This is a genomic window from Sphingomonas sanguinis, assembly GCF_019297835.1.
In the GTDB taxonomy this organism is placed as follows: Bacteria; Pseudomonadota; Alphaproteobacteria; order Sphingomonadales; family Sphingomonadaceae; genus Sphingomonas; species Sphingomonas sanguinis_D.
Map to the genome: position 1 here is coordinate 937,904 of NZ_CP079203.1, position 21,796 is coordinate 959,699.

The window sequence follows — 21,796 nt, forward strand, 5'->3', positions numbered from 1 at the left end:
AAACGTGATAAACCGGCCCATTGTGACACGGGGGCCAAGATGATCGTCGATATGCGCGCAGAGCGGCAGGACAGGTCGGACATGCCGCACGCGGAGGCGGACATGCTCGACTATGCCCCCCTGCCCCCGGTCGAGGACACGCCCGCCACTTCGCCCGCAGCGCCCGGCCCCTGGCTGGAGGAAAGCGCGGTGCCGTTCCACGATCAGCCGCCCGCGCGCTGGCCGCTGATCGTCGCGATCCTGGTCTCGGTCCTGTGGGTCGCGGCCGTGCTGGGCTGGGGAATTTCCACCACTGCTTCGCTATCGGCCGCGACGTTCGCGCCGATGGGAACGCTGGCACTGGCCGGGCCGATGCTGGTCGCGATCCTCTGGCTGGTTGGACAGCGGAGCAGTCGTGCCGAGCAGCGCCGCTTCGCCCTGACCGCCCGCGACATGCGTGACGAAGCGGCGGCACTGGAACGCGCGGTCGCCGCGATCGGACAGGCACTGGCCGCCAACCGCTCCGAATTGTCGGCACAGGCGATCGCACTGTCCGAAATGGCGCAGGCCGCCGAAACCCGCTTCAACACCATCGCCCGCGATCTGGCCGACGATATCCAGATGGTCGAGGCGCATGGCCGGACGCTCGCCGACATCGCTGGGACCAGCCAGGCGAGCCTGACCCAATTGCTCGATGCCCTGCCCCGCGCGGCCGAGGAGGTCGGCGAGGCGAGCGACCGGATGGCGGAAGCGGCGCGCTCGGCCGAAACCCATGCCGCCGCGCTCGACGCGCAGTTCGTCGCGCTCGGTCGGCGCGGGCAGGATGCCGATACCATCGCCAGCGGCGCGGCGCTTCGCCTCGCCACGCATATCGAACAGATGGAGGCGACCAGCCGCACCGCCAGCGAGCATCTGGAAAACGTCACCGCCAATGTCGCGACGACGATCGACGCGCTGCTCGATCGGACCGCCGAGGCGATCGACCAGTCGCGCAAGGGCATCGCCGCGCAGGGTGAGGCGATGCTAGCGATGGTCGCCGCAAATCAGGCGGCGCTCGACAGCGCCGCGCGCGACAGCGCCGATGCGCTCGCCGAACGGCTGACCCATGTCGATGGCGCGGTCGCCCGCCTGACCTCCGAACTGGAAGCACAGCGGGTCGCGGGCGAGACGATGATCGATACGCTCGATACCGAGCTGGAGCGGGTCGAGACGCGGATCGCGGTGCTCCATACCCAAGGCACCGAAAAGTCGCAGATGCTGGCCGCCTCGATCAGCGCGCTGGGCGGGTCGGCGGACGCGATGACCGGCGCGCTGGAGGCGGGCGAAACCATGGCCAACCGCGTCATCGGCACGACTGAGACGCTGCTGATCGCGCTCGATGCCGCCGCGCGCGAGATCGATGAGACGCTGCCCGAGGCGCTGGGCCGTCTCGACCAGCGGATGCATGCCAGCCATGAGGTCGTGGTCGAAACCAAGCCCGAACTGCTCGCGCTGGTCGCGGCGGCCGAGAGCACGCATGAGGCGATCGAGGCGATTGCTGACGTCATCGCCGAACAGCGCCAGACGCTGGAGACGCTATCGGGTTCGCTGATCGAAACCCTGTCGACCGGTCGGGCCAAGGCCGATGCGCTGGGCATGATGGTCGAGGAGACGATCGAGCGCTCGCACCAGTTCGCCGACGAGGCCGCGCCGAAGCTGGTGGATGCGCTGCTCCGCGTCCGCGAAACCGCTGCGACAGCCGCTGAAAAGGCACGCGAGACGCTGGCCGATGTCATCCCCCAGGCCGCCAGCGCACTGGAAATCGCCAGCGCCGAGGCGATGCGGCGCGCGACCGGCGACACCGTCGAACGGCAGGTCCACGCCATTGTCGACGCCACGCAGAGCGCGGTCGAGGCCGCGACCCGCGCGACCGAGCGTCTGGCGCGTCAGGCCGACATGATCGTCGAGAAGACCGCCATCGTCGAATCGCGGATCGAAGAAGCGCGCACCGAGCGCGAAGAGGCCGACCGCGACAATTTCGCCCGCCGTGCCTCGCTGCTGGTCGAATCGCTCAACTCCGCGTCGATCGACATCACCAAAATCTACGCGCCCGAAGTCACGGACAGCGCCTGGGCCGCCTATCTGAAGGGTGATCGCGGCGTCTTCACCCGGCGCGCGGTGCGTATCCTCGACTCGCATCAGGCGCGCGACATCGCCGATCTGTATGACGAGGATCCCAAGTTCCGCGACCATGTGAACCGCTATATCCATGATTTCGAGGCGATGCTGCGCGGCGTGCTCGCCCAGCGCGACGGATCGCCGCTGGGCGTGACGTTGCTGTCGTCGGACATGGGCAAGCTCTATGTGGCGCTCGCACAGGCGATCGAGCGGTTGCGGTAACTGGGCAACTTCGACCTCGCTCAGTGCGAACGGAGGGCGGAAGCCATCACCTCCCACCGCCGTTCAGCCTGAGCGAAGTCGAAGGCCAAGGGCAACCCTCACCCGTTCAGCGCATAGACCCGCAACCGGTGCCCATCGGGATCAAGCGCGACGAAGCTCCGCCCGAACGGCCGATCCGTCGGCGGCATCAACATCGTCACACCCTGCGCCACCCAATCCGCATGGCAGAGATCCACCTCGTGATGTTCACGCTTGAAACCCAATTCGATGGAGCCCGTCTCCCCCTGCGCAGGCGGATCGATCACATCGCGACGCCACAGGCCCAGGGTCGTGCCCGATCCCATCACGAACAGGGTGAAGGCGTCACCGGCATCGCCCGGCTCGCGCTGCAAAACGCCGCGGTAAAAGTCGGTGCTGGTCCCCATGTCGGCGACGTGCAGCAGGATCGTGGTGGTTGGACAGGTCATCAAATGCTCCTTCATTCGAGAGGAGCACCGCCTATCCGACCGCCGCGTCAGTTTCCGTCAGCAGGAAACGCTCCTCGGGAATTCCCTCCGCCTCACGCCATTCACGGAGCATGACCGAGCGACGACGCGGATAACGCTCGGGCATGGTCCGGGCAGTGACGATCCGATCGATGCGGAACGTCCGGTACGCATGGCGCAGCTCGCACCAACCCAACAGCACGTCCGCCCGGTCGAACAGAGCGATCGCCATCGGCCAGATAATCCGTTCGGACGCCCGCCCTTCGGCATCGCGATACAGCAGCGACAGACGGCGCTCCGCTCGGATCGCGGCGCGTAGCGGTGCTGGGTCGACCACCGCTTCATAAGGTTCGGCACGCGAGGCGATAAAAAGCGCCGTGTCGCGCATCGCGTCGGCTTGCTCCGACGTCATCGCACGCATGATCCGGGCGGCGGCACTGCGCGCGGCCTGCCCCATCGCCGGGTCCGCCCGCTCGGCGACCCAGCGGGCGCCCAGGACCAGCGCCTCCACCTCCTCGATCGGGAAACGCATCGGCGGCAGCATGAAACCGGGTTTCAGGCGATAACCGACCCCCGCCCCACCCTCGACATCGGCGCCCATCGCCTGAAGCGTTGCAATATCGCGGTACAGGGTACGCAGCGAGATGCCGAGTTGCTCGGCCAGATGCCGCCCGGACACGACGCCGCTCTGACGGTGGAGCAGATGGAGAAGGTCGAACAGGCGGGACGCGCGCGCCATGTCAGACGCCCCGGCTCAACCCGCTCCAGTCGAGCATATCGGCGGTGATCCAGCCATAAACATAGTTCAGGTAGAACAGGACGAACATCACCGTCGCGACGATCGTCGTGCGCAGGAAGAAGCGGCCGATCAGAAAGACATGCGGCGCGCTTTCGGCGGTGCCGGGGATGTGCTCGCCGCCCGCCTCGTGCGTGGTCCTGACCCCGAAGGGCAGGACCAGGAACACGGCGAGGAACCAGAACAGGACGTAGATCGCGAGGGCCGACGTCCAGTGCATGGTCTTAGCCCTCGATCAGCAGGACATCGACGATCGGCTTCTTGCCGGTCCAGCGGGTCGCGACCTTGCGCACCGACAGGCGGATATCCTCGCGCAGCTTATCGGTGGCGCGGCGCGGACCATCGACCGCCTTGGCCGCCGCAGCGATCGCCTCGGCAATGAAGGCGTCACGCTCGTCCTCGACCGGCACGCCCTGAACACGGACCTGCGGGCTGCCGACCAGCCGTCCCTTGGCGACCGCGACGCCGACCGAAATCTGGCCGTTGATCGCAAGCTTGCGCCGCTCGTTCATGGTCGAGCCGTCCGACGGCAGGATGACGTCGCCGTCCAGCACCAGGCGCCCGACCGGCGCGTTGCCGATCTTGGTCGCATTGCCCGGCAGCAGGCGGATCATGTCGCCGTCCGACTGAACGATGGTCTGCGGCACGCCCTGCGTGGTCGCGAAGCGGGCATGTTCCATCATGTGCCGCATCTCGCCATGCACCGGCATCAGCGTGCGCGGGCGCAGCCACTTGTACATCTGCGCCAGTTCGGGCTGGCCGGGATGGCCCGACACATGGACATGCGCCTGACGCTCGGTGACCATGCGGACGCCCTTGCCCGCCAAGATGTTCTGGATACGGCCGACCGCCGTCTCGTTGCCCGGAATCTGCCGCGCCGAGAAGATGACGGTGTCGCCGGTATCGAGCCGGATCGTGTGGCTGCCCTCGGCGATACGCGACAGCGCCGCGCGCGGCTCGCCCTGTCCGCCGGTGGCGACGATCAGCACGCGGTCCTTCGGCAGGCGCATTGCTGTCTCGGGATCGACGACCTCCGGGAAGCCCTTGAAGTAACCGCAGGCGCGGCCGACCTTCAGGATCCGGTCGAGCGAACGGCCGGTGACGCACAGCTTGCGCCCGGTTTCCTTCGCCACCTCGCCCAGCGTCACCAGACGCGCGGCGTTGGAGGCGAAGGTGGTGATGACCACCCGACCCTTGGCCTTGGCGACCGTCTCGGCGATGCCGGGGCGGACGCTGGCTTCCGAGCCCGAGGCTTCGGTGTTGAAGGCGTTGGTGGAGTCGCACACCAGCACGTCGACGCCCATGTCGCCGATCGACGAAAGCTGCGCCGGGCTGGCGGGCTTGCCGATGACGGGGGTCTGGTCGAGCTTCCAGTCGCCGGTATGGAACACGCGACCGACCGCCGTCTCGATCAGCAGCGCATTGGCCTCGGGGATCGAGTGCGACAGCGGCACGAAGGTGAAGTCGAACGGGCCGACCTCGAACGTCTTGCCCGTCTCCATCACGCGCAGCTTGACGCGGTTGGCGCTGCCTTCTTCCTCCAGCTTGCCGCGGACCAGCCCGGCGGTGAAGGCGGTGGCATAGATGGGCACGCCCAGATCTTCGGCCAGATAGGGCAGCGCGCCGATATGGTCCTCGTGACCATGGGTCAGCACGATGCCGACCAAGTCATTCAGCCGGTCCTCGATGAAGCTCAGATCGGGCAGGATCACATCGATGCCGGGATAGGCCGGATCGGCGAAGGTGATGCCGCAATCGACCATCACCCACTTACCTTCGGTGCCGTACAGGTTCACGTTCATGCCGATTTCGCCCGATCCACCGAGCGCGCAGAACAGCAATTCTTTCTTGGGAGTCATTCACTTCCTGACAATGAACGCCCACCCCGCTGAAAGCGGGTCCGGGGCGATAGGGGTGCGCCGGTCAGGGCGCGGTCATTTTTTCGCGGCTCGTGCGCCCTGCGGCATCTCGCGGGCGGCACGGTCCGAAACTCGTCACCTGATATGGGCGCGTTCCCACAGGATCGCCAGCCCCTGAATGGTCAGGTCGGGTTCGATATGATCGAAAACATCGGTGTGGGGCGACAAAAGCGCCGCCAGTCCGCCGGTTGCCAGCACCTTGACCGGCCGCCCGACCTCGGCCTTCAGCCGCGCCACCAGCCCCTCGATCATCGCGACATAGCCCCAGAAGATGCCGATATGCATCTGGTCGACCGTGTTGCGGCCGATCACGCTGCGGCTTTCCGGCGCCTCGATGGCGATACGCGGCAGCTTGGCCGCAGCGGTCACCAGCGCGTCAAGCGACAGGTTGATGCCGGGTGCGATGATCCCGCCCTTATACGCCCCGTGATAATCGCTGATGTCGAGGGTGGTCGCCGTGCCGAAATCGATGGTGATCAGATCGCCGGGATAAAGCTCGTGCGCCGCGATCGTGTTGACCGCGCGGTCCGCGCCCAGCGAGGCGGGTTCGTCGACGTCGATCGCGATCCCCCATTCCACCGGCGCGCGGCCTGCGATCAGCGGCTCGACCTTGAAATATTTCTGCGCCAGCACCTGAAGATTGTGGAGCGCACGCGGCACGACGGTGGCGATGATGACGCCGGTCACATCTTCGCGCGCATAGCCTTCCAGCGCCAGCAACTGGCTGAGCCATACCGCATATTCGTCGCCGGTGCGGCGCGGATCGGTCGCGATGCGCCAACGCCCCTTGATCGTCCGCCCTTCGAGCAGCGCAAAGACCACGTTCGTGTTCCCGGCATCGATCGCAAGCAGCATGGGGGTCCTTCAGATCAGGAAGATATCGCCGGCATGGATGACATGGCCGGAGCCGTCCGCCAAGCCGAGCCTGAGAGCGCCGTCGCTCGCCAGGCCGTCAAAGCTTCCGGTCAGCGCCTGTCCGTCCGGCAGTTTGGCGGTGAGCGCGGTGCCGCGCGGATGCGCCTTGGCTTCCCAGCGCGCGATGATTGAGGGAAGCCCTTGTTCACGCCAGATCGCGACCCAGCGGGTCATCGCATCGGCGAGCAGCGTCTGCATCGTCTGGGGCGAGACAGTGACGCCATGATCGCCAAGCGCGGTCGTGGCGCGGTCGGATAGGTCCGGGGCCGACGCCAGGTTGATCCCCATGCCGATGACGACCGCATCACCCGTACGCTCCAACAAGATGCCCGACAATTTGGCACCGTCGATCAACAGATCGTTCGGCCATTTGAGCGCAAGTCGTGCGCCGATATCGGGAAGACAGGATCGAACCGCATCCTCGATCGCCACGGCGGCGACCAGCGCCAGCGTCGCCGCCATCGGATCACCGGGGCGCAAACGGACCAGCGTCGATCCATAATAATTTCCGGAAGGGGATGACCATTCCCGCCCCTGGCGTCCGCGCCCCGCCGTCTGGCGGTCGGCGCGGAGCCAGAGGCCGTCCCAATCGCCGTCTTCGCCGCCTGCCTCGGCAAGCTGGCGAAGATCGGCATTGGTCGATCCCGTTTCCGGGACGTGCAGCAATCGGCTCAGAACAGCGCCCGAGCGGCTGCCAGCGACCAGGCGCCCAGCAGCGGGATGGCCAGATAGCCGACCGGCGAGACGAACAGCGCCGACAGTGCGATCAGGCCATTCTCGACGGGCTGAACGTCGCTATTGGCCCAGGCACCGACGGGCTCATCGAAGAACATCGTCTTGATGATGCGCAGGTAGTAATAGGCACCGATCACCGAGGCGACGACGCCGATCACCGCCAGCGGGAACAGCCCCGCCGCAACCGCCGCATTGAATACCGCAAACTTGGCATAGAAGCCGAGCAGCGGCGGAATGCCCGCGACCGAGAACATAAAGAACGCCATCGCCCAGGCCAGCGCCGGACGCGTACGCGACAGGCCCGAAAGGCTGGCGATCGACTCGAGCGGATTGCCGTCCTCGTCGCGCATGCGGATGACGATCAGGAACGCACCCAGCGTCATGACGACGTAGATGGTGAGGTAGGTCAGCACCGCCGCGACACCCTGCGCCGTTCCGGCCGCCAGACCGATCAGCGCGAAGCCGACATTGTTGATCGATGAATAGGCGAGCAGCCGCTTGATGTTGGTCTGCCCGATCGCCGCGACTGCGCCCAGGATGATCGACGCGAGCGCCGCGAAGGTCACGATCTGCTGCCACTGCTGCATCGCCGAGCCCATCGCTTCGACGGCGACGCGGATGGCCAGTGCCATTGCCGCGACCTTGGGGGCCGAGGCGAAGAAGGCCGTCACCGGGGTCGGCGCGCCTTCATAGACGTCCGGCGTCCACATGTGGAACGGCACCGCCGACATCTTGAACGCCAGCCCGGCGAACACGAACACGAGGCCGAACATCAGGCCCAGCGAACGCGTACCGGCCGCGGCATCGCGACCATAGGCCAGGGCGATCTGCGCGAAGTCGGTCGAACCCGAGAAGCCGTAGACCAGCGAGATGCCGTAAAGCAGGATGCCCGAGGCCAATGCGCCGAGAACGAAATACTTCAGACCCGCTTCGGCCGAACGACCGTCGCGACGCATGAAGCTCGCCAGCACATAAGCCGACAGGCTCTGCAGTTCGAGACCGACATAGAGGGTCAGCAGATCGCCCGCCGACACCATCATGCCCATGCCGACCGAGGAGAGCAGCATGAGGATCGGATATTCGGGACGCAGATCCTCACCCGGCGAGCGAGCGAAGAAGCGCGGCGCCATGATGATCGCCACCGCAGTCGCCAGATAGATCAGGACCTTGGCGAAACCGGCAAAGGCGTCGGCGCGGTACAGACCGCCAAAGGCGAGCCCGCCCGTCGTCGCCGGACCGGCGAGCGCGACCATCGCCCCCGCCAGCACGAACACCGCCGCGATCGAGATGCCGCGGGTGGCGTTCGTCCCGCCCCAGGCGGCGACGAGCATCAGCGCGATCGCGCCGAGGGTCAGCACCAGCTCGGGCAGGACCATCAAAAGGTTCAACGAATAGCTCATCAGTGCGCCTCCCCGTGCGCAGCTTGGTGCTCAGGGGCATGGGTGGTGGCGAGCGCAGGGTTACCGGCGGTCGGACGGCTGTCCGAACCGGGGTTCGCGCGGTCGATCCGCTGCAGCAGGACCGTGACGTCCTTGCGCATCGGCGCCAGGAAGCTCTCCGGATACACGCCCATCCACAAAGTCACCGCCGCGATCGGCGCAAGCAGCCACAGCTCGCGGCTCGACAGGTCCGGCATCGCTGCGACCTCATCCGACTTGATCTCGCCATAAGCGACCCGCCGATAGAGATAGAGCATGTAAGCCGCACCCAGGATGATGCCGGTGGTGCAGAGCAGCGCGGTCCAGGTCGACACCTGATAGGTGCCCATCAGCGACAGGAACTCGGCAACGAAGCCGCTGGTGCCCGGCAGACCGATCGATGCCATGGTGAAGAACAGGAACAGCACGGCATATTTCGGCATGTTGATCGACAGCCCGCCATAGCGCGCGATCTCACGGGTGTGCAGCCGGTCGTAGATGACGCCGACGCACAGGAAGAGCGCGCCCGACACCAGACCGTGGCTGAGCATCATGATCATCGCGCCTTCGATGCCCTGCTGGTTGAAGGCATAGAGGCCGATGGTCACGATCGCCATGTGCGCGACCGACGAATAGGCGATTAGCTTCTTCATGTCGGACTGCACCAGCGCGACCAGCGAGGCATAGATCACCGCCACCGCCGAGAGCGCGAAGATCAGCCAGGTCAGCTGCCCGCTCGCCTCCGGGAACATCGGCAGCAGGAAGCGCAGGAAGCCATAGCCGCCCAGCTTCAGCAGCACGCCCGCCAGAATGACCGAACCCGCCGTCGGCGCCTGCACGTGCGCGTCGGGAAGCCAGGTGTGGACCGGCCACATCGGCATCTTGACCGCGAACGAGGCGAAGAAGGCGATCCACAGCCAGGTCTGGACCGAGGCCGGGAAGTCATAGGCAAGAAGCGCCGGGATCGAGGTCGTGCCCGCCGTGCGTGCCATATAGAGCATCGCGACGAACATGAGGAGCGAGCCGAGCAGCGTGTACAGGAAGAACTTGTACGACGCGTAGATGCGGTTCGCCCCGCCCCAGATGCCGATGATCAGATACATCGGGATCAGACCGGCTTCGAAGAAGACGTAGAAGAGGAACAGGTCCTGCGCCGCGAAGGTGCCGATCATCAGCACTTCGGTGAACAGGAACAGGCCCATATATTCCGGGACGCGCTTGTCGATCGCACGCCAGCTGGCGCCGATGCAGATCGGCATCAGGAACACGCTGAGCATGATCAGCAGCAGCGCGAAACCGTCGATGCCGAGCGACCAGCCGAACGGGCCGAAAATGCCGGGGGCATGTTCGACGAACTGCCACTGCGCGCCGCCCACGTCGAACTGCGTCCAGAGCACGATGCCCAGGGCGAAGTCGATCAGCGTGGCGGCGAGCGCCAGCATGCGCGCGCCGTTTGCGGAGAGGAAAAGGCAGGCGATCGCGGCAATGGCCGGGACCGCCAGCATGACGGAGAGGATCGGGAAGCCCTGCATCACGCGATCAACCCAAAATGGCCCAGGTGACGGCCGCAGTCAGGCCGATCAACATGACGAAGGCATAGCTGTAGAGGTATCCCGTCTGGAAGCGCGCCGCACCCTTGCTGCCGAGCTGAACGAGCCAGGCGACACCATTGGGGCCGAAGCGGTCGATCGTCTTCTCGTCGCCACGGTGCCACAGGAACCGGCCGATCGCGAAGGCGGGGCGTACGAAGAGGAAATGGTAGATCTCGTCGAAATACCATTTGTTGAGGAGGAAGCGATACAGGATGCGGAACTGATCCGCGAACTTGGCCGGGAACTCCGGTGCACGGATATAGGTCAGATACGCGGTCAGCAGACCGAGCAGCATCACCACCGTCGCCGACAGCTTCACCCACACCGGCACGCCGTGCATCGAGTGCATCAGATGCTCGTTGAAGGCGATCGCACCTTTCCAATAGCTCTCGCCCGCTTCCGGCTCGATGAACCAGCCGTGGAAGACGAAGCCCGCCGCGATCGCGCCGATCGACAGGACGATCAGCGGGATCAGCATGACCAGCGGGCTCTCATGCGGATGATAGCCCCCCGTGCCTTCCGGCACATCGGTGTGGCCCGCGTCATGCGTATGCGGCTCGTGACCGGCATCTTCCGAATGCGCGTCGTTATGATGCGCATCGTGAGCGTGCCCATGAGCGTGGTCGTCATGGCCGTGGCCATGCGCGTCATGGATCGCGTGCTGGATATGCTCCGACCCGGTCCAGCGCGGCTTGCCCCAGAAAGTCAGGAACATCAGGCGCCACGAATAGAAGCTGGTCAGCAGCGCGGCGATCACGCCCGCCCAGAAGGCGAAGCCCGAACCACCGGCATAGGCGACTTCGATGATCGCGTCCTTCGAGTGGAAGCCCGCGAAACCGAACGCCATCGGATTGCCGAACAGAGCCGGGATACCGACGCCGGTGATCGCCAGCGTACCCATCATCATCGCCCAGAAGGTGAGCGGGATGTGGCGACGCAGACCGCCATAATAACGCATGTCCTGCTCATGGTGCATCGCATGGATGACCGAGCCAGCACCCAGGAACAGCAGCGCCTTGAAGAAGGCGTGCGTGAACAGGTGGAACATCGCCGCGCCGTACGCGCCGACGCCGGCCGCGAAGAACATATAGCCGAGCTGCGAACAGGTCGAATAGGCGATGACGCGCTTGATGTCGGTCTGCACCGTGCCGACGGTCGCGGCGAAGAAGCAGGTACAGGCCCCGATCACGGTGATGACGCCCAGCGCGGTCGGCGAGGTTTCGAACATCGGCGACAGGCGGCACACCATGAACACGCCAGCAGTCACCATGGTCGCCGCGTGGATCAACGCCGACACCGGGGTCGGGCCTTCCATCGCGTCCGGCAGCCAGGTGTGGAGGCCGAGCTGCGCCGACTTGCCCATCGCGCCGACGAACAGCAGCAGGCAGAGCACGGTCATCGTGTCGAAACGATAGCCCAGGAAGCCGATGGTCGAGCCCGCCATGCCGGGGGCCGCCGCCAGGATCGCCGGAATCGAGACGGTCCCGAACACCAGGAAGGTACCGAAGATACCGAGCATGAAGCCGAGGTCGCCGACGCGGTTGACGACGAACGCCTTGATCGCGGCCGCATTGGCCGAGGGCTTACGGAACCAGAAGCCGATCAGCAGGTAGGACGCGAGACCCACGCCTTCCCAGCCGAAGAACATCTGGACCAGATTGTCCGCCGTCACGAGCATCAGCATCGCGAAGGTGAAGAGGCAGAGATAGGCGAAGAAGCGCGGCTGATCCGGCTCCTCGCTCATATAGCCCCAGCTATAGAGGTGAACGAGCGCCGAGACGCTGGTGATGACCACCAGCATGATCGCGGTCAGCGAGTCGACGCGCAGCGCCCAGTCGACCGACATGGTGCCGCTGGTAATCCAGTGGAGCACCGGCGTGACGGTCGCGCCATTGGCGCCCGACAGATAGCCGATGAAGATCGGCCATGAGAGGGCACAGGAAATGAACAGCGCGCCGGTCGTGACGACCTTGGCGGGCACGTTCCCGATGGCCTTGTTGCCGAACCCCGCAATGGCGGCGGCCAGCAACGGCAGGAAGACGATAGCGAGGATCAACCCGATTACCCCTTCATCCGGTTGACGTCGTCGACCGCGATGGTGCCGCGGCCACGGAAATAGATGACCAGGATCGCCAGACCGATCGCCGATTCACCGGCGGCCACGGTCAGCACGAACATGGCGAAGACCTGACCCACCAGATCCTGAAGCGCGGCCGAGAAGGCGACGAGGTTCAGGTTCACGGCGAGCAGGATGAGCTCAATCGCCATGAGGATGACGATCAGGTTCTTCCGATTGAGGAAGATACCCAGCACCCCCATGGTGAACAGGATCGCTGCAACGACCAGATAATGGACGAGACCGATCGTCACAGTTCCACCCCCTGCCCGATGGGCTGATTGATGTTGCGGATCGCCTCATGCGGCTGACGCGCATTCTGCTTGGCGATGTTCTGCGGACGGATACCGCCCCGCTTGCGATGCGTGAGCACGATCGCGCCGATCATCGCGACGAGCAGGACCAGGCCCGCACCCTCGAAGATGAACAGATAGCGCGTGTACAGCAGGTTGCCGATCGCCTGGATGTTGGACACCTCCGGGGCGATCGGGGCCGCACGGGCCGCCAGCTGCACGCCGCCGACGCTCCACGCCTGGAACGCGATGATGACCTCGGCCAGCAGGGCGACGGCGAGTGCCAGGCCCAGCGGCAGATAGCGCGCAAAGCCCGCCCGCATCGCCGCGACCTCGATATCGAGCATCATGACGACGAAGAGGAACAAGACCGCGACCGCGCCCACATAGACGATGACGAGCAGCATCGCGATGAACTCGGCCCCGCACAGCACCATGAGGCCCGCGGCGTTGAAGAACGCCAGGATCAGCCACATGACCGAGTGCACCGGATTGCGCGACGCGATCGTGAGCCCTGCGGACACGATCACCACGGTCGCGAAAATATAGAAGGCGATAGCCTGTATCACTGCCTGTCAGGCCCCTTTTCTGTCCGACCCGAACCGTTGGTCGCGGGCTTTAACGGTACGGCGCATCGGCGGCAAGGTTCGCCGCGATCGCGCTTTCCCAGCGGTCACCGTTATCGAGCAACTTCGACTTGTCGTAGATCAGCTCTTCGCGGGTCTCGGTCGAAAATTCGAAGTTCGGACCCTCGACGATGGCATCCACAGGGCAAGCCTCCTGGCACAGCCCGCAATAGATGCACTTGGTCATGTCGATGTCGTAGCGCGTCGTGCGGCGGCTGCCGTCGTCGCGGGGTTCCGCCTCGATCGTGATCGCCTGGGCGGGGCAGATCGCCTCGCACAGTTTGCACGCGATGCACCGCTCCTCGCCATTCGGATAGCGACGCAGCGCGTGCTCGCCCCGGAAGCGCGGAGAGATGGGGTTCTTCTCGAACGGATAGTTGATCGTCGCCTTCGGCTTGAAGAAGTAGCGAAGGGTCAGCGCATGGCCCTTCACGAACTCCCACAGCGTAAAAGCCTTGACGTACTGAGCGACGCTCATGCCGGAACTCCCACGCGCGCATACATCAGCACGCCAGACACCAAGAATACCCAGAACAGCGACACCGGCAGGAACACCTTCCAGCCCAGCCGCATCAGCTGGTCGTACCGGTAACGCGGTACGGTCGCCTTCACCCAGGAAAACACGAAGAAGAAGAAGCACATCTTCAGCAGCAGCCATACGATGCCCGGCACGACATAGAGCGGCGCCCAGTCGAACGGCGGCAGATAGCCACCCCAGAACAGGATCGCGTTCAGCGCGCACATCAGGATGACGTTGGCGTATTCGCCCAGCCAGAACAGCGCGAACGACATCGAGCTGTATTCGGTCTGGTAACCCGCGACGAGCTCAGACTCCGCTTCGGTCAGATCGAACGGCGCGCGCTGCGTCTCGGCTAGCGCCGAGATGAAGAACATCACCGCCATCGGGAAAAGCAGCGGGTTGAGGAAGAAGCCGTTGACCGGAATCCCCAGCACGCTCTTCTGCGCCTCGACAATGTCGGTCAGGTTGAAACTGCCCGACCACATCACAACCGAGATCAGGATGAAGCCGATCGCGACTTCATAAGACACCATCTGCGCGGCGGCACGAAGCGCCGAGTAGAAGGGATATTTCGAGTTCGACGCCCAGCCCGACAGGATCACGCCGTACACGCCAAGCGACGAGGCCGCGAGAACGTACAGCAGGCCGACATTGATGTTGGCGACGACCACGCCCGGCTGGAACGGCACCACCGCCCAGACGATCAGCGCGACCGTGAAGGTGATGATCGGCGCCAGCAGGAACAGCCCGCGATTGGCGGCCGAGGGAACGATAGTTTCCTGAAGGAAGACCTTCAGACCGTCGGCGAAGGACTGGAGCAGACCGAAGGGGCCGACGACGTTCGGCCCCCGGCGCAGCGCCATCGCCGCCCAGATCTTGCGGTCAACATAGATGACCATCGCGACGGCCAGCATCAGCGGCAGCGCGATCGCCAGAATCCCGACCAAAGTCGCGATCGTCCAGGCCCAGCCATAAGGAAGGCCGAGCGTCGTGTTGAAAAACGCGGTCACTCCGCTGCCTCCGCATAGGTCTCACCATGGACCAGTTCGGCCGAGCAGCGCTGCATCGTCGGGCTGGCGCGGCAGATCGCGTTGGTGAGGTAGAAGTCCTTGATCGGGTAACCCTCCAGCGTGCCGGACGCGGTCGCGTTCAGCGACGGCGCGGCCCAGTCGAAGGTCACGAGGCCGACCTGGCCCAGCGCCGGAACCTCTGCGGTCATGGCGGCGCGCAGTTCGTCCAGCGTGTCGAACGGCAGGGTCTGGCCCAGCACTTCGGACAGCGCACGGAAGATCGTCCAGTCGTCGCGCGCGTCACCCGGTGCGAACACCGCACGGTCGCCGCGCTGCACCCGGCCTTCCAGATTGACCCAGGTGCCCGACTTCTCGGCAAAGGTCGCGCCCGGCAGGATGACATCGGCGTGATGCGCACCCTTGTCGCCATGATGGCCGACGAACACCTTGAAGCTGCTGCCCAACTTGGCGAAGTCCACCTCGTCGGCGCCCAGGAAGAAGGCCAGCTTCGGCGCGGCCGAAACCACATCCGCGATGCCGCCCTTCTGCGCGTAACCGAGCATCAGGCCGCCCATGCGCGACGCCGCCATGTGCACGACGTTATAGCCGTTCCACGCCGAACCGTCCTCCAGCGTCCGCACCAGATTGAACTGGTCGACCAGCTTCAGGCTCGCGCCATGCGCGCCCTTCAGCGCCGCGCCACCGACGATCACCATCGGGCGGGCGGCCTTGCCGAACAGCTCCGTGACGGCTTCGGGCAGGTTGCCCAGCGCCGACAGGTCGGCGCCGAGCCACTCGACCTTGTAGGTCAGATCGGTTTCGGGGCCGATGGCGAAGACCTTGGCGCCCTTCTTGATCGCCTTGCGGATGCGGGTGTTCACCAGCGGCGCTTCCCAGCGCAGATTGGTGCCGATCAGCAGGATCGCATCGGCCTTCTCGACGCCCGCGATGGTCGTGTTGAAGTTGACCGCGGCCAGGCTGGAAACGTCATAGTCCATGCCGGTCTGACGGCCTTCGAGCAGGCTCGACCCCATCTTGGCGAGCAGCGCCTTGGCCGCGAACATCGTCTCGCAATCGACCAGGTCCCCTGCGATGGCGGCGACGCTCGAACCCGCGTTCACGTCACGGATCGCGGCGAAGGCCTCGTCCCAGGTGGCGGGAACCAGCTTGCCGTCGCGGCGGATGAACGGACGGTCGAGGCGACGACGGACCAGGCCGTCGATCGCGTGACGCGTCTTATCGCTCGCCCACTCCTCGTTCACCTCGTCGTTGATGCGCGGCACGCAGCGCAGCACCTGACGACCCCGGCTGTCGAGGCGGATATTGGTGCCGACCGCATCCATCACGTCGATGGCGAGCGTTTTCTTCAGCTCCCACGGACGCGCCTCGAACGCATAGGGCTTGGACGTCAGCGCGCCCACCGGGCACAGGTCGACGACATTGCCCGACAGCTCGCTCGACACGGCCTGTTCGAGGTACGAGGTGATCTGCATGTTCTCGCCGCGATAGATCGCGCCGATTTCCTCTACGCCTGCGACCTCTTCGGCGAAGCGGACGCAGCGGGTGCACTGGATGCAGCGGGTCATGACCGTCTTGACGATCGGACCCATGTACTTCTCGGTGACGGCCCGCTTGTTCTCGTCATAGCGGCTATGGCCCTTGCCATAGGCCATGGACTGGTCCTGCAGGTCGCATTCGCCGCCCTGATCGCAGATCGGGCAGTCCAGCGGATGGTTGATCAGCAGGAATTCCATCACGCCTTCGCGCGCGGCCTTCACCATCGGGGTGGTGGTGAAGATTTCCTGATTGTCCGCCGCCGGAAGCGCGCAAGACGCCTGCGGCTTGGGGGGGCCAGGCTTCACCTCGACCAGGCACATGCGGCAATTGCCCGCGATGGACAGCCGCTCATGATAGCAGAAGCGCGGGATTTCCTTGCCCGCAAGCTCGCAGGCCTGCAGCACGGTGGCGCCCTGCGGCACCTCGATCTCGACGCCGTCGACTTTGACCTTAGGCATTATTCGGCAGCTTCCATCATCGGGGCGTTGCCGCCCGTCTCGCCTTTGCGTTCGCGAATGCGGCGTTCCATCTCCGGGCGGAAGTGGCGGATCAGGCCCTGGATCGGCCAGGCCGCCGCGTCGCCGAGCGCGCAGATGGTGTGGCCTTCGACCTGCTTCGTCACCTGGAACAGCGTGTCGATCTCGGCCACATCGGCATCGCCGGTGCGCATCCGCTCCATCACGCGCCACATCCAGCCGGTGCCTTCACGGCACGGCGTGCACTGGCCGCAGCTCTCATGCTTGTAGAAATAGGACAGACGGCTGATCGCGCGGACGATGTCGGTCGACTTGTCCATGACGATGACGGCCGCCGTGCCGAGACCCGACCCGACCGCCTTCAGGCCGTCGAAATCCATCGGCGCGTCCATGATCTCGGCGGCAGGCACCAACGGCACCGACGAACCGCCCGGGATCACCGCGAGCAGATTGTCCCAACCGCCACGGATGCCGCCGCAATGCTTCTCGATCAGCTCGCGGAAGCTGATCGACATGCTTTCCTCGACCACGCAGGGGCGATCGACATGGCCGGAAATCTGGAAGAGCTTGGTGCCCTTGTTGTTCTCGCGCCCGAAGGAGGAGAACCACTCGGCCCCGCGACGCAGGATCGTCGGGGCGACCGCGATCGATTCCACGTTGTTGACCGTGGTCGGGCAGCCATAGAGGCCCGCCCCCGCCGGGAAAGGCGGCTTCAGGCGCGGCTGGCCCTTCTTGCCCTCCAGGCTTTCGATCATCGCGGTCTCTTCGCCGCAGATATAGGCGCCCGCGCCACGATGGACGAAGACGTCGAAGTCGTAACCCGAGCCACAGGCATTCTTGCCCAGGAAGCCCCGGTCATAGGCTTCGGCGACCGCCGCGAACAGCGTCTCCGCCTCACGGATATATTCGCCGCGAATATAGATATAGGCCGCCCGCGCGCGCATCGCGAAGCCCGCGACCAGCGCGCCCTCGATCAGCTTGTGCGGATCGTGGCGGATGATCTCGCGGTCCTTGCACGAACCCGGCTCGGATTCGTCGGCGTTGATGACCAGGAAGCTCGGCCGGTCGGGGCGCGGTTCCTTGGGCATGAAGCTCCACTTCATGCCGGTCGGGAAGCCCGCACCGCCGCGCCCACGCAGACCCGACGCCTTGATGACGTCGATGATCTTGTCCTGGCCCAGCTCCAGCAGCGCCTTGGTATTGTCCCAATCGCCGCGCTTCATCGCCGCGTCGACGTTCCACGGCTGATAGCCGTAGAGATTGGTGAAAATGCGGTCCTTGTCAGCGAGCATTATGCGCCCCACTCCCCGCGATAGTCGTGATTGTCGCCGACCATGGCGGTCAGCGTGGTCGGACCGCCGATCGGCTCGACCGTGTGGCGACCCGGCTCCTGCGTGCCGGTCTTGGGGCTCTCGCCCCGCGCCAGCGCTTCCAGGATCGTGACCGTGCGGTCGTAATCCAGATCCTCGAAATTGTCGTCGTTGATCTGGACCATCGGCGCCGAGGCGCAGTTGCCCATGCACTCGACCTCGGTCAGCGTGAACATGCCGTCGGGCGTGGTCTTGCCCTTGATCAGGCCCTTGTTCTTGCACGCCGCCAGCACGTCGTCCGACCCGCGCAACATGCACGGCGTCGTGCCGCACACCTGCACGTGGTAACGACCGACCGGCGCGAGGTTGAACATCGTGTAGAAGGTCGCGACCTCATAGATGCGCATATAGGCGACACCCAGCTGGCGCGCGACGAACTCGATCACCGGAACCGGCAACCACCCTTGCGTCTGCGTCTCGGCACCGACCTGGCGCTGGGCCAGATCAAGGAACGGGATCGAACAGGACTGTTCGCGACCCTTGGGATAGCGCGCGAGGATCTCGTTCGCCTTCTTCTGGTTCTCGTCGGTCCAGGCGAAATTGCCCCAGCGGGCGCGGACTTCGGCCTCGTCGGGGATGTTGGGAGCGTCAGCCATTAGCGGTCACATTCACCAAAAACGATGTCCATCGCGCCCAGGATCGCAGTCGTGTCCGCCAGCATATGGCCCTTGGACATGAATTCCATGGCCTGGAGATGGCTGAACGCAGTCGGGCGGATCTTGCAGCGATAGGGTTTGTTCGATCCGTCGGAAACGAGATACACGCCGAATTCGCCCTTGGGGCTTTCGGTCGCGACATACACCTCACCAGCGGGGACGTGATACCCTTCGGTATAGAGCTTGAAGTGGTGGATCAGCGCTTCCATCGAGCGCTTCATCTCACCGCGCTTGGGCGGCGTGACCTTGCGATCGGTCGCCATCACCGGACCTTCGGGCATCTGCGCCAGGCACTGCTTCATGATCCGGGCCGACTGGCGCACTTCCTCGACGCGCACCATGAACCGGTCATAGCAGTCGCCGCTGGTGCCCACCGGCACGTCGAAGTCCACCTTGTCATAGGCGTCATAGGGCTGCGACTTGCGCAGGTCCCACGGAATGCCCGAGCCACGGATCATCGGGCCGGAGAAGCCCCACTTGATCGCGTCCTCGCGGTTCACCACCGCGATGTCGACATTGCGCTGCTTGAAGATGCGGTTGTTCGCCACCAGGCTGATCGCGTCCTCGAACAGGCGCGGCAGACGGGTGTCGAGCCAGTCGGCGATATCGGTCAGCAGCTTGAGCGGCACATCCTGATGGACGCCGCCGACGCGGAAGTAATTCGCGTGCATGCGCGCGCCCGAGGCCCGCTCGTAGAAGTTCATGCAATCTTCGCGAATTTCGAACAGCCACAGATTCGGCGTCATCGCGCCGACGTCCATGACGTGGCTGCCGATGTTGAGCATGTGGTTCGAGATACGCGTCAGCTCGGCGAAGAAGGTCCGCAGATACTGGGCGCGCAGCGGCACTTCGAGGTCGAGCAGCTTCTCGACCGCCAGCACGAAGCTATGCTCCATGCACATCGGCGAGCAATAGTCGAGCCGGTCGAAATAGGGCAGCGCCTGCGAATAGGTCTTGTATTCGATCAGCTTCTCGGTGCCGCGATGCAGCAGGCCGACATGCGGATCGACGCGCTCGACGATCTCGCCGTCCAGCTCCATGACGAGGCGAAGCACCCCGTGCGCCGCCGGATGCTGCGGGCCGAAGTTGATCGTATAGTTCTGGATCGACACGTCGCCCGTGGTCGGGTCAACGGCGTCCGTCTTGTGGAGCAGTTCGTCGACGTAGTCGCTCACTGATTCTGTCCTCCGCCCTTGCCCGGCACGACGTCCGGGTCCTGGGGCTTACCTTCGGCCTTGTTGCCCGGATGCGGTTCGCCCGCGCCCGTCTGCTTGGGGCTTTCGGTGGTCTTCGCCTCGGGCGCGTTGGCGGCGACGGTCTTGTCCGGCGCGGCATCGGCCTTCTTCACCGCATCCGCACTGGCCGGGGTCTGCGCGCCCTTGCCCTGCGGCTGCGAGCCCTTCTCGTCGCCCGGAAGGACATATTCGGCACCTTCCCAAGGGCTCTGGAAGTCGAAATTGCGGAAGTCCTGCGCCAGCTTCACCGGCTCATAGACGACGCGCTTTTCCTCTTCCGAATAGCGCAGCTCGGTATAGCCGGTCAGCGGGAAGTCCTTGCGCAGCGGATGGCCACGGAAGCCATAGTCGGTCAGGATACGACGCAGGTCGCTATTGCCCGAGAACAGCACGCCGTACAGGTCGTAGACCTCACGCTCCAGCCAGCCCGCGACCGGCCACAGCCCCGTCACCGACGGAACCGGCTTGTCCTCGTCGGTCGAGACATGGACGTGCAGGCGGTGGTTGCGGGTCAGCGAGAGCAGGCAATAGACCACCTCGAAACGCTCGTCGCGCTCCGGATAGTCGACGCCCGCAATCTCCATCAGCTGCTGATATTCCAGCCCCTTGGTATCGCGCAGCGCGATCATCGCCGGGACCAGGTTCGCACGGTCGACGACCAGAGCGACCTCGCCGACATGCTCGCGCGCGTCGATCAGCCAGGGACCGAGCGCGGCGCGGGCCGCATCGATCACGCCGTCATTGGCGGCATAACGAGGAGCAGGCGCCCTCACCGTTCGATGCTCCCGGCGCGGCGGATCTTCCGCTGCAGCTGCATCACGCCGTACAACAGCGCTTCGGCGGTCGGCGGGCAACCGGGGACATAGATGTCCACGGGCACGATCCGGTCACAGCCGCGCACCACCGAATAGCTGTAGTGATAGTAGCCGCCGCCATTGGCGCAGCTGCCCATCGAGATGACGTATTTCGGGTTCGACATCTGGTCGTACACACGACGCAGCGCCGGAGCCATCTTGTTGCACAGCGTGCCCGCGACGATCATCACGTCCGACTGGCGCGGCGACGCGCGCGGCGCGGCACCGAAGCGCTCCAGATCGTAACGCGGCATGTTCACGTGGATCATCTCCACCGCGCAGCACGCCAGACCGAAGGTCATCCACCAGAGCGAGCCGGTGCGCGCCCATTGGAACAGCTCCTCGGTCGAGGTGACGAGGAAGCCCTTGTCGGTCAGCTCGCCGTTGAGCCCGTCGAAAAAGCCCTGATCGGGCTGAATGACGGCCTGGCCATCATGGGCGAGTCCGCCATGGGCCTGCGGCTTGAACTCAACCGGACCGGAGTGAAGATTTACTCCCAATCCAACGCTCCCTTCTTCCACGCATAGACGAGACCCAGCGCGAGCTCGCCGATGAAGATCATCATCGAAAACCAGGCGGTCCAGCCGAGGCTGAAGACACTGACCGCCCAGGGGTACAGAAACGCCGCTTCCAGATCGAAGATGATGAACAGGATGGCGACGAGGTAGAAACGCACGTCGAACTGGCTGCGCGGGTCTTCGAACGCGGGGAAGCCGCACTCATATTCGGACAGCTTCTGCTCGTTGGGCTTATGGGCGCCGGTCAGGCGCGCCACGAGCATCGGCAGAAACACGAAAGCCGTCGACAGAACCAGGGCAACGCCCAGGAACAGGAGGATCGGCAGATATTGCGACAGATCGACCAA

General features: G+C 65.0%; 21 protein-coding genes. 1 reads left to right on the forward strand and 20 read right to left on the reverse strand.

The features are described 5' to 3' along the window. The first annotated feature begins 39 nt into the window (after positions 1-39). Positions 40-2,358 carry a hypothetical protein gene (locus KV697_RS04085; protein ID WP_257575597.1) on the forward strand — a complete coding sequence of 773 codons (2,319 nt, stop codon included), beginning with the start codon at positions 40-42 and terminating at the stop codon, positions 2,356-2,358. A gap of 98 nt (positions 2,359-2,456) precedes the next feature. Here the strand turns inward: KV697_RS04085 and KV697_RS04090 are convergent, their stop codons facing one another. The 20 genes from KV697_RS04090 to ndhC all read right to left on the reverse strand — a co-directional run bounded on the left by KV697_RS04090 (position 2,457) and on the right by ndhC (position 21,796). Then, positions 2,457-2,825: a VOC family protein gene (locus tag KV697_RS04090; RefSeq protein WP_219020211.1), complete on the reverse strand. Its 369-nt coding sequence runs from the start codon at positions 2,823-2,825 to the stop codon at positions 2,457-2,459. A gap of 31 nt (positions 2,826-2,856) precedes the next feature. Beyond that, complete coding sequence (locus tag KV697_RS04095; protein WP_219020212.1) at positions 2,857-3,582, reverse strand: helix-turn-helix transcriptional regulator; 726 nt, start codon at positions 3,580-3,582, stop codon at positions 2,857-2,859. Position 3,583: 1 nt separating this feature from the next. Beyond that, positions 3,584-3,859 carry a DUF1467 family protein gene (locus KV697_RS04100; protein WP_219020213.1) on the reverse strand — a complete coding sequence of 92 codons (276 nt, stop codon included), beginning with the start codon at positions 3,857-3,859 and terminating at the stop codon, positions 3,584-3,586. A gap of 4 nt (positions 3,860-3,863) precedes the next feature. Further along, on the reverse strand, positions 3,864-5,498 hold the full coding sequence (locus tag KV697_RS04105) for a ribonuclease J (protein ID WP_219020214.1): 1,635 nt from the start codon (positions 5,496-5,498) through the stop codon (positions 3,864-3,866). A gap of 135 nt (positions 5,499-5,633) precedes the next feature. After that, positions 5,634-6,413, reverse strand: coding sequence for a type III pantothenate kinase (locus KV697_RS04110; protein WP_219020215.1), 780 nt, complete (start codon positions 6,411-6,413; stop codon positions 5,634-5,636). Between the two features lie 9 nt (positions 6,414-6,422). Beyond that, the gene (locus KV697_RS04115; RefSeq protein ID WP_219020216.1) at positions 6,423-7,139 is read right to left on the reverse strand and encodes a biotin--[acetyl-CoA-carboxylase] ligase; all 717 of its coding nucleotides are present in this window, start codon (positions 7,137-7,139) and stop codon (positions 6,423-6,425) included. A 5-nt stretch (positions 7,140-7,144) separates the two neighbouring features. Next, the gene (gene nuoN, locus KV697_RS04120; protein WP_219020217.1) at positions 7,145-8,608 is read right to left on the reverse strand and encodes an NADH-quinone oxidoreductase subunit NuoN; all 1,464 of its coding nucleotides are present in this window, start codon (positions 8,606-8,608) and stop codon (positions 7,145-7,147) included. Continuing rightward, positions 8,608-10,158 carry an NADH-quinone oxidoreductase subunit M gene (locus tag KV697_RS04125; RefSeq protein ID WP_219021236.1) on the reverse strand — a complete coding sequence of 517 codons (1,551 nt, stop codon included), beginning with the start codon at positions 10,156-10,158 and terminating at the stop codon, positions 8,608-8,610. Before KV697_RS04125 ends, nuoN begins: the two co-directional genes overlap by 1 nt. 7 nt (positions 10,159-10,165) lie before the next feature. Continuing rightward, the gene (gene nuoL, locus KV697_RS04130) at positions 10,166-12,280 is read right to left on the reverse strand and encodes an NADH-quinone oxidoreductase subunit L (RefSeq protein WP_219021237.1); all 2,115 of its coding nucleotides are present in this window, start codon (positions 12,278-12,280) and stop codon (positions 10,166-10,168) included. Beyond that, positions 12,280-12,537 (reverse strand): NADH-quinone oxidoreductase subunit NuoK, encoded by a 258-nt coding sequence (gene nuoK, locus KV697_RS04135; protein ID WP_042469352.1) that lies wholly within the window; start codon positions 12,535-12,537, stop codon positions 12,280-12,282. Before nuoK ends, nuoL begins: the two co-directional genes overlap by 1 nt. Before the next feature lie 47 nt (positions 12,538-12,584). Then, positions 12,585-13,196: an NADH-quinone oxidoreductase subunit J gene (locus tag KV697_RS04140; RefSeq protein ID WP_219020218.1), complete on the reverse strand. Its 612-nt coding sequence runs from the start codon at positions 13,194-13,196 to the stop codon at positions 12,585-12,587. Positions 13,197-13,245: 49 nt separating this feature from the next. Then, on the reverse strand, positions 13,246-13,731 hold the full coding sequence (gene nuoI, locus KV697_RS04145) for an NADH-quinone oxidoreductase subunit NuoI (protein WP_042483186.1): 486 nt from the start codon (positions 13,729-13,731) through the stop codon (positions 13,246-13,248). Continuing rightward, positions 13,728-14,783, reverse strand: a complete 1,056-nt coding sequence (gene nuoH / locus KV697_RS04150; RefSeq protein ID WP_056438094.1) for an NADH-quinone oxidoreductase subunit NuoH — start codon at positions 14,781-14,783, stop codon at positions 13,728-13,730. The genes nuoI and nuoH overlap by 4 nt, the downstream gene beginning before the upstream one ends. After that, positions 14,780-16,798, reverse strand: coding sequence for an NADH-quinone oxidoreductase subunit NuoG (nuoG, locus tag KV697_RS04155; protein WP_219020219.1), 2,019 nt, complete (start codon positions 16,796-16,798; stop codon positions 14,780-14,782). Before nuoG ends, nuoH begins: the two co-directional genes overlap by 4 nt. Beyond that, the gene (gene nuoF, locus KV697_RS04160; protein ID WP_058745084.1) at positions 16,798-18,108 is read right to left on the reverse strand and encodes an NADH-quinone oxidoreductase subunit NuoF; all 1,311 of its coding nucleotides are present in this window, start codon (positions 18,106-18,108) and stop codon (positions 16,798-16,800) included. The genes nuoG and nuoF overlap by 1 nt, the downstream gene beginning before the upstream one ends. After that, on the reverse strand, positions 18,108-18,782 hold the full coding sequence (locus KV697_RS04165) for a complex I 24 kDa subunit family protein (protein ID WP_058716353.1): 675 nt from the start codon (positions 18,780-18,782) through the stop codon (positions 18,108-18,110). Before KV697_RS04165 ends, nuoF begins: the two co-directional genes overlap by 1 nt. After that, positions 18,782-20,017 (reverse strand): NADH-quinone oxidoreductase subunit D, encoded by a 1,236-nt coding sequence (locus KV697_RS04170; RefSeq protein WP_076716689.1) that lies wholly within the window; start codon positions 20,015-20,017, stop codon positions 18,782-18,784. The genes KV697_RS04165 and KV697_RS04170 overlap by 1 nt, the downstream gene beginning before the upstream one ends. Beyond that, positions 20,014-20,850, reverse strand: a complete 837-nt coding sequence (locus tag KV697_RS04175) for an NADH-quinone oxidoreductase subunit C (protein WP_219020220.1) — start codon at positions 20,848-20,850, stop codon at positions 20,014-20,016. The genes KV697_RS04170 and KV697_RS04175 overlap by 4 nt, the downstream gene beginning before the upstream one ends. After that, complete coding sequence (locus KV697_RS04180) at positions 20,847-21,431, reverse strand: NuoB/complex I 20 kDa subunit family protein (protein WP_206378809.1); 585 nt, start codon at positions 21,429-21,431, stop codon at positions 20,847-20,849. Before KV697_RS04180 ends, KV697_RS04175 begins: the two co-directional genes overlap by 4 nt. Continuing rightward, positions 21,422-21,796 (reverse strand): NADH-quinone oxidoreductase subunit A, encoded by a 375-nt coding sequence (gene ndhC / locus KV697_RS04185; protein ID WP_056438114.1) that lies wholly within the window; start codon positions 21,794-21,796, stop codon positions 21,422-21,424. Before ndhC ends, KV697_RS04180 begins: the two co-directional genes overlap by 10 nt.

What these genes read in the sequence shown, in the direction of transcription:
- KV697_RS04085 (WP_257575597.1), top strand. Translation starts at nt 40, where the DNA reads ATGATCGTCGATATGCGCGCAGAGCGGCAGGACAGGTCGGACATGCCG.
- KV697_RS04090 (WP_219020211.1), bottom strand. Translation starts at nt 2,825, where the DNA reads ATGACCTGTCCAACCACCACGATCCTGCTGCACGTCGCCGACATGGGG.
- KV697_RS04095 (WP_219020212.1), bottom strand. Translation starts at nt 3,582, where the DNA reads ATGGCGCGCGCGTCCCGCCTGTTCGACCTTCTCCATCTGCTCCACCGT.
- KV697_RS04100 (WP_219020213.1), bottom strand. Translation starts at nt 3,859, where the DNA reads ATGCACTGGACGTCGGCCCTCGCGATCTACGTCCTGTTCTGGTTCCTC.
- KV697_RS04105 (WP_219020214.1), bottom strand. Translation starts at nt 5,498, where the DNA reads ATGACTCCCAAGAAAGAATTGCTGTTCTGCGCGCTCGGTGGATCGGGC.
- KV697_RS04110 (WP_219020215.1), bottom strand. Translation starts at nt 6,413, where the DNA reads ATGCTGCTTGCGATCGATGCCGGGAACACGAACGTGGTCTTTGCGCTG.
- nuoN (WP_219020217.1), bottom strand. Translation starts at nt 8,608, where the DNA reads ATGAGCTATTCGTTGAACCTTTTGATGGTCCTGCCCGAGCTGGTGCTG.
- KV697_RS04125 (WP_219021236.1), bottom strand. Translation starts at nt 10,158, where the DNA reads ATGCAGGGCTTCCCGATCCTCTCCGTCATGCTGGCGGTCCCGGCCATT.
- nuoK (WP_042469352.1), bottom strand. Translation starts at nt 12,537, where the DNA reads ATGGGGGTGCTGGGTATCTTCCTCAATCGGAAGAACCTGATCGTCATC.
- nuoI (WP_042483186.1), bottom strand. Translation starts at nt 13,731, where the DNA reads ATGAGCGTCGCTCAGTACGTCAAGGCTTTTACGCTGTGGGAGTTCGTG.
- nuoG (WP_219020219.1), bottom strand. Translation starts at nt 16,798, where the DNA reads ATGCCTAAGGTCAAAGTCGACGGCGTCGAGATCGAGGTGCCGCAGGGC.
- nuoF (WP_058745084.1), bottom strand. Translation starts at nt 18,108, where the DNA reads ATGCTCGCTGACAAGGACCGCATTTTCACCAATCTCTACGGCTATCAG.
- KV697_RS04165 (WP_058716353.1), bottom strand. Translation starts at nt 18,782, where the DNA reads ATGGCTGACGCTCCCAACATCCCCGACGAGGCCGAAGTCCGCGCCCGC.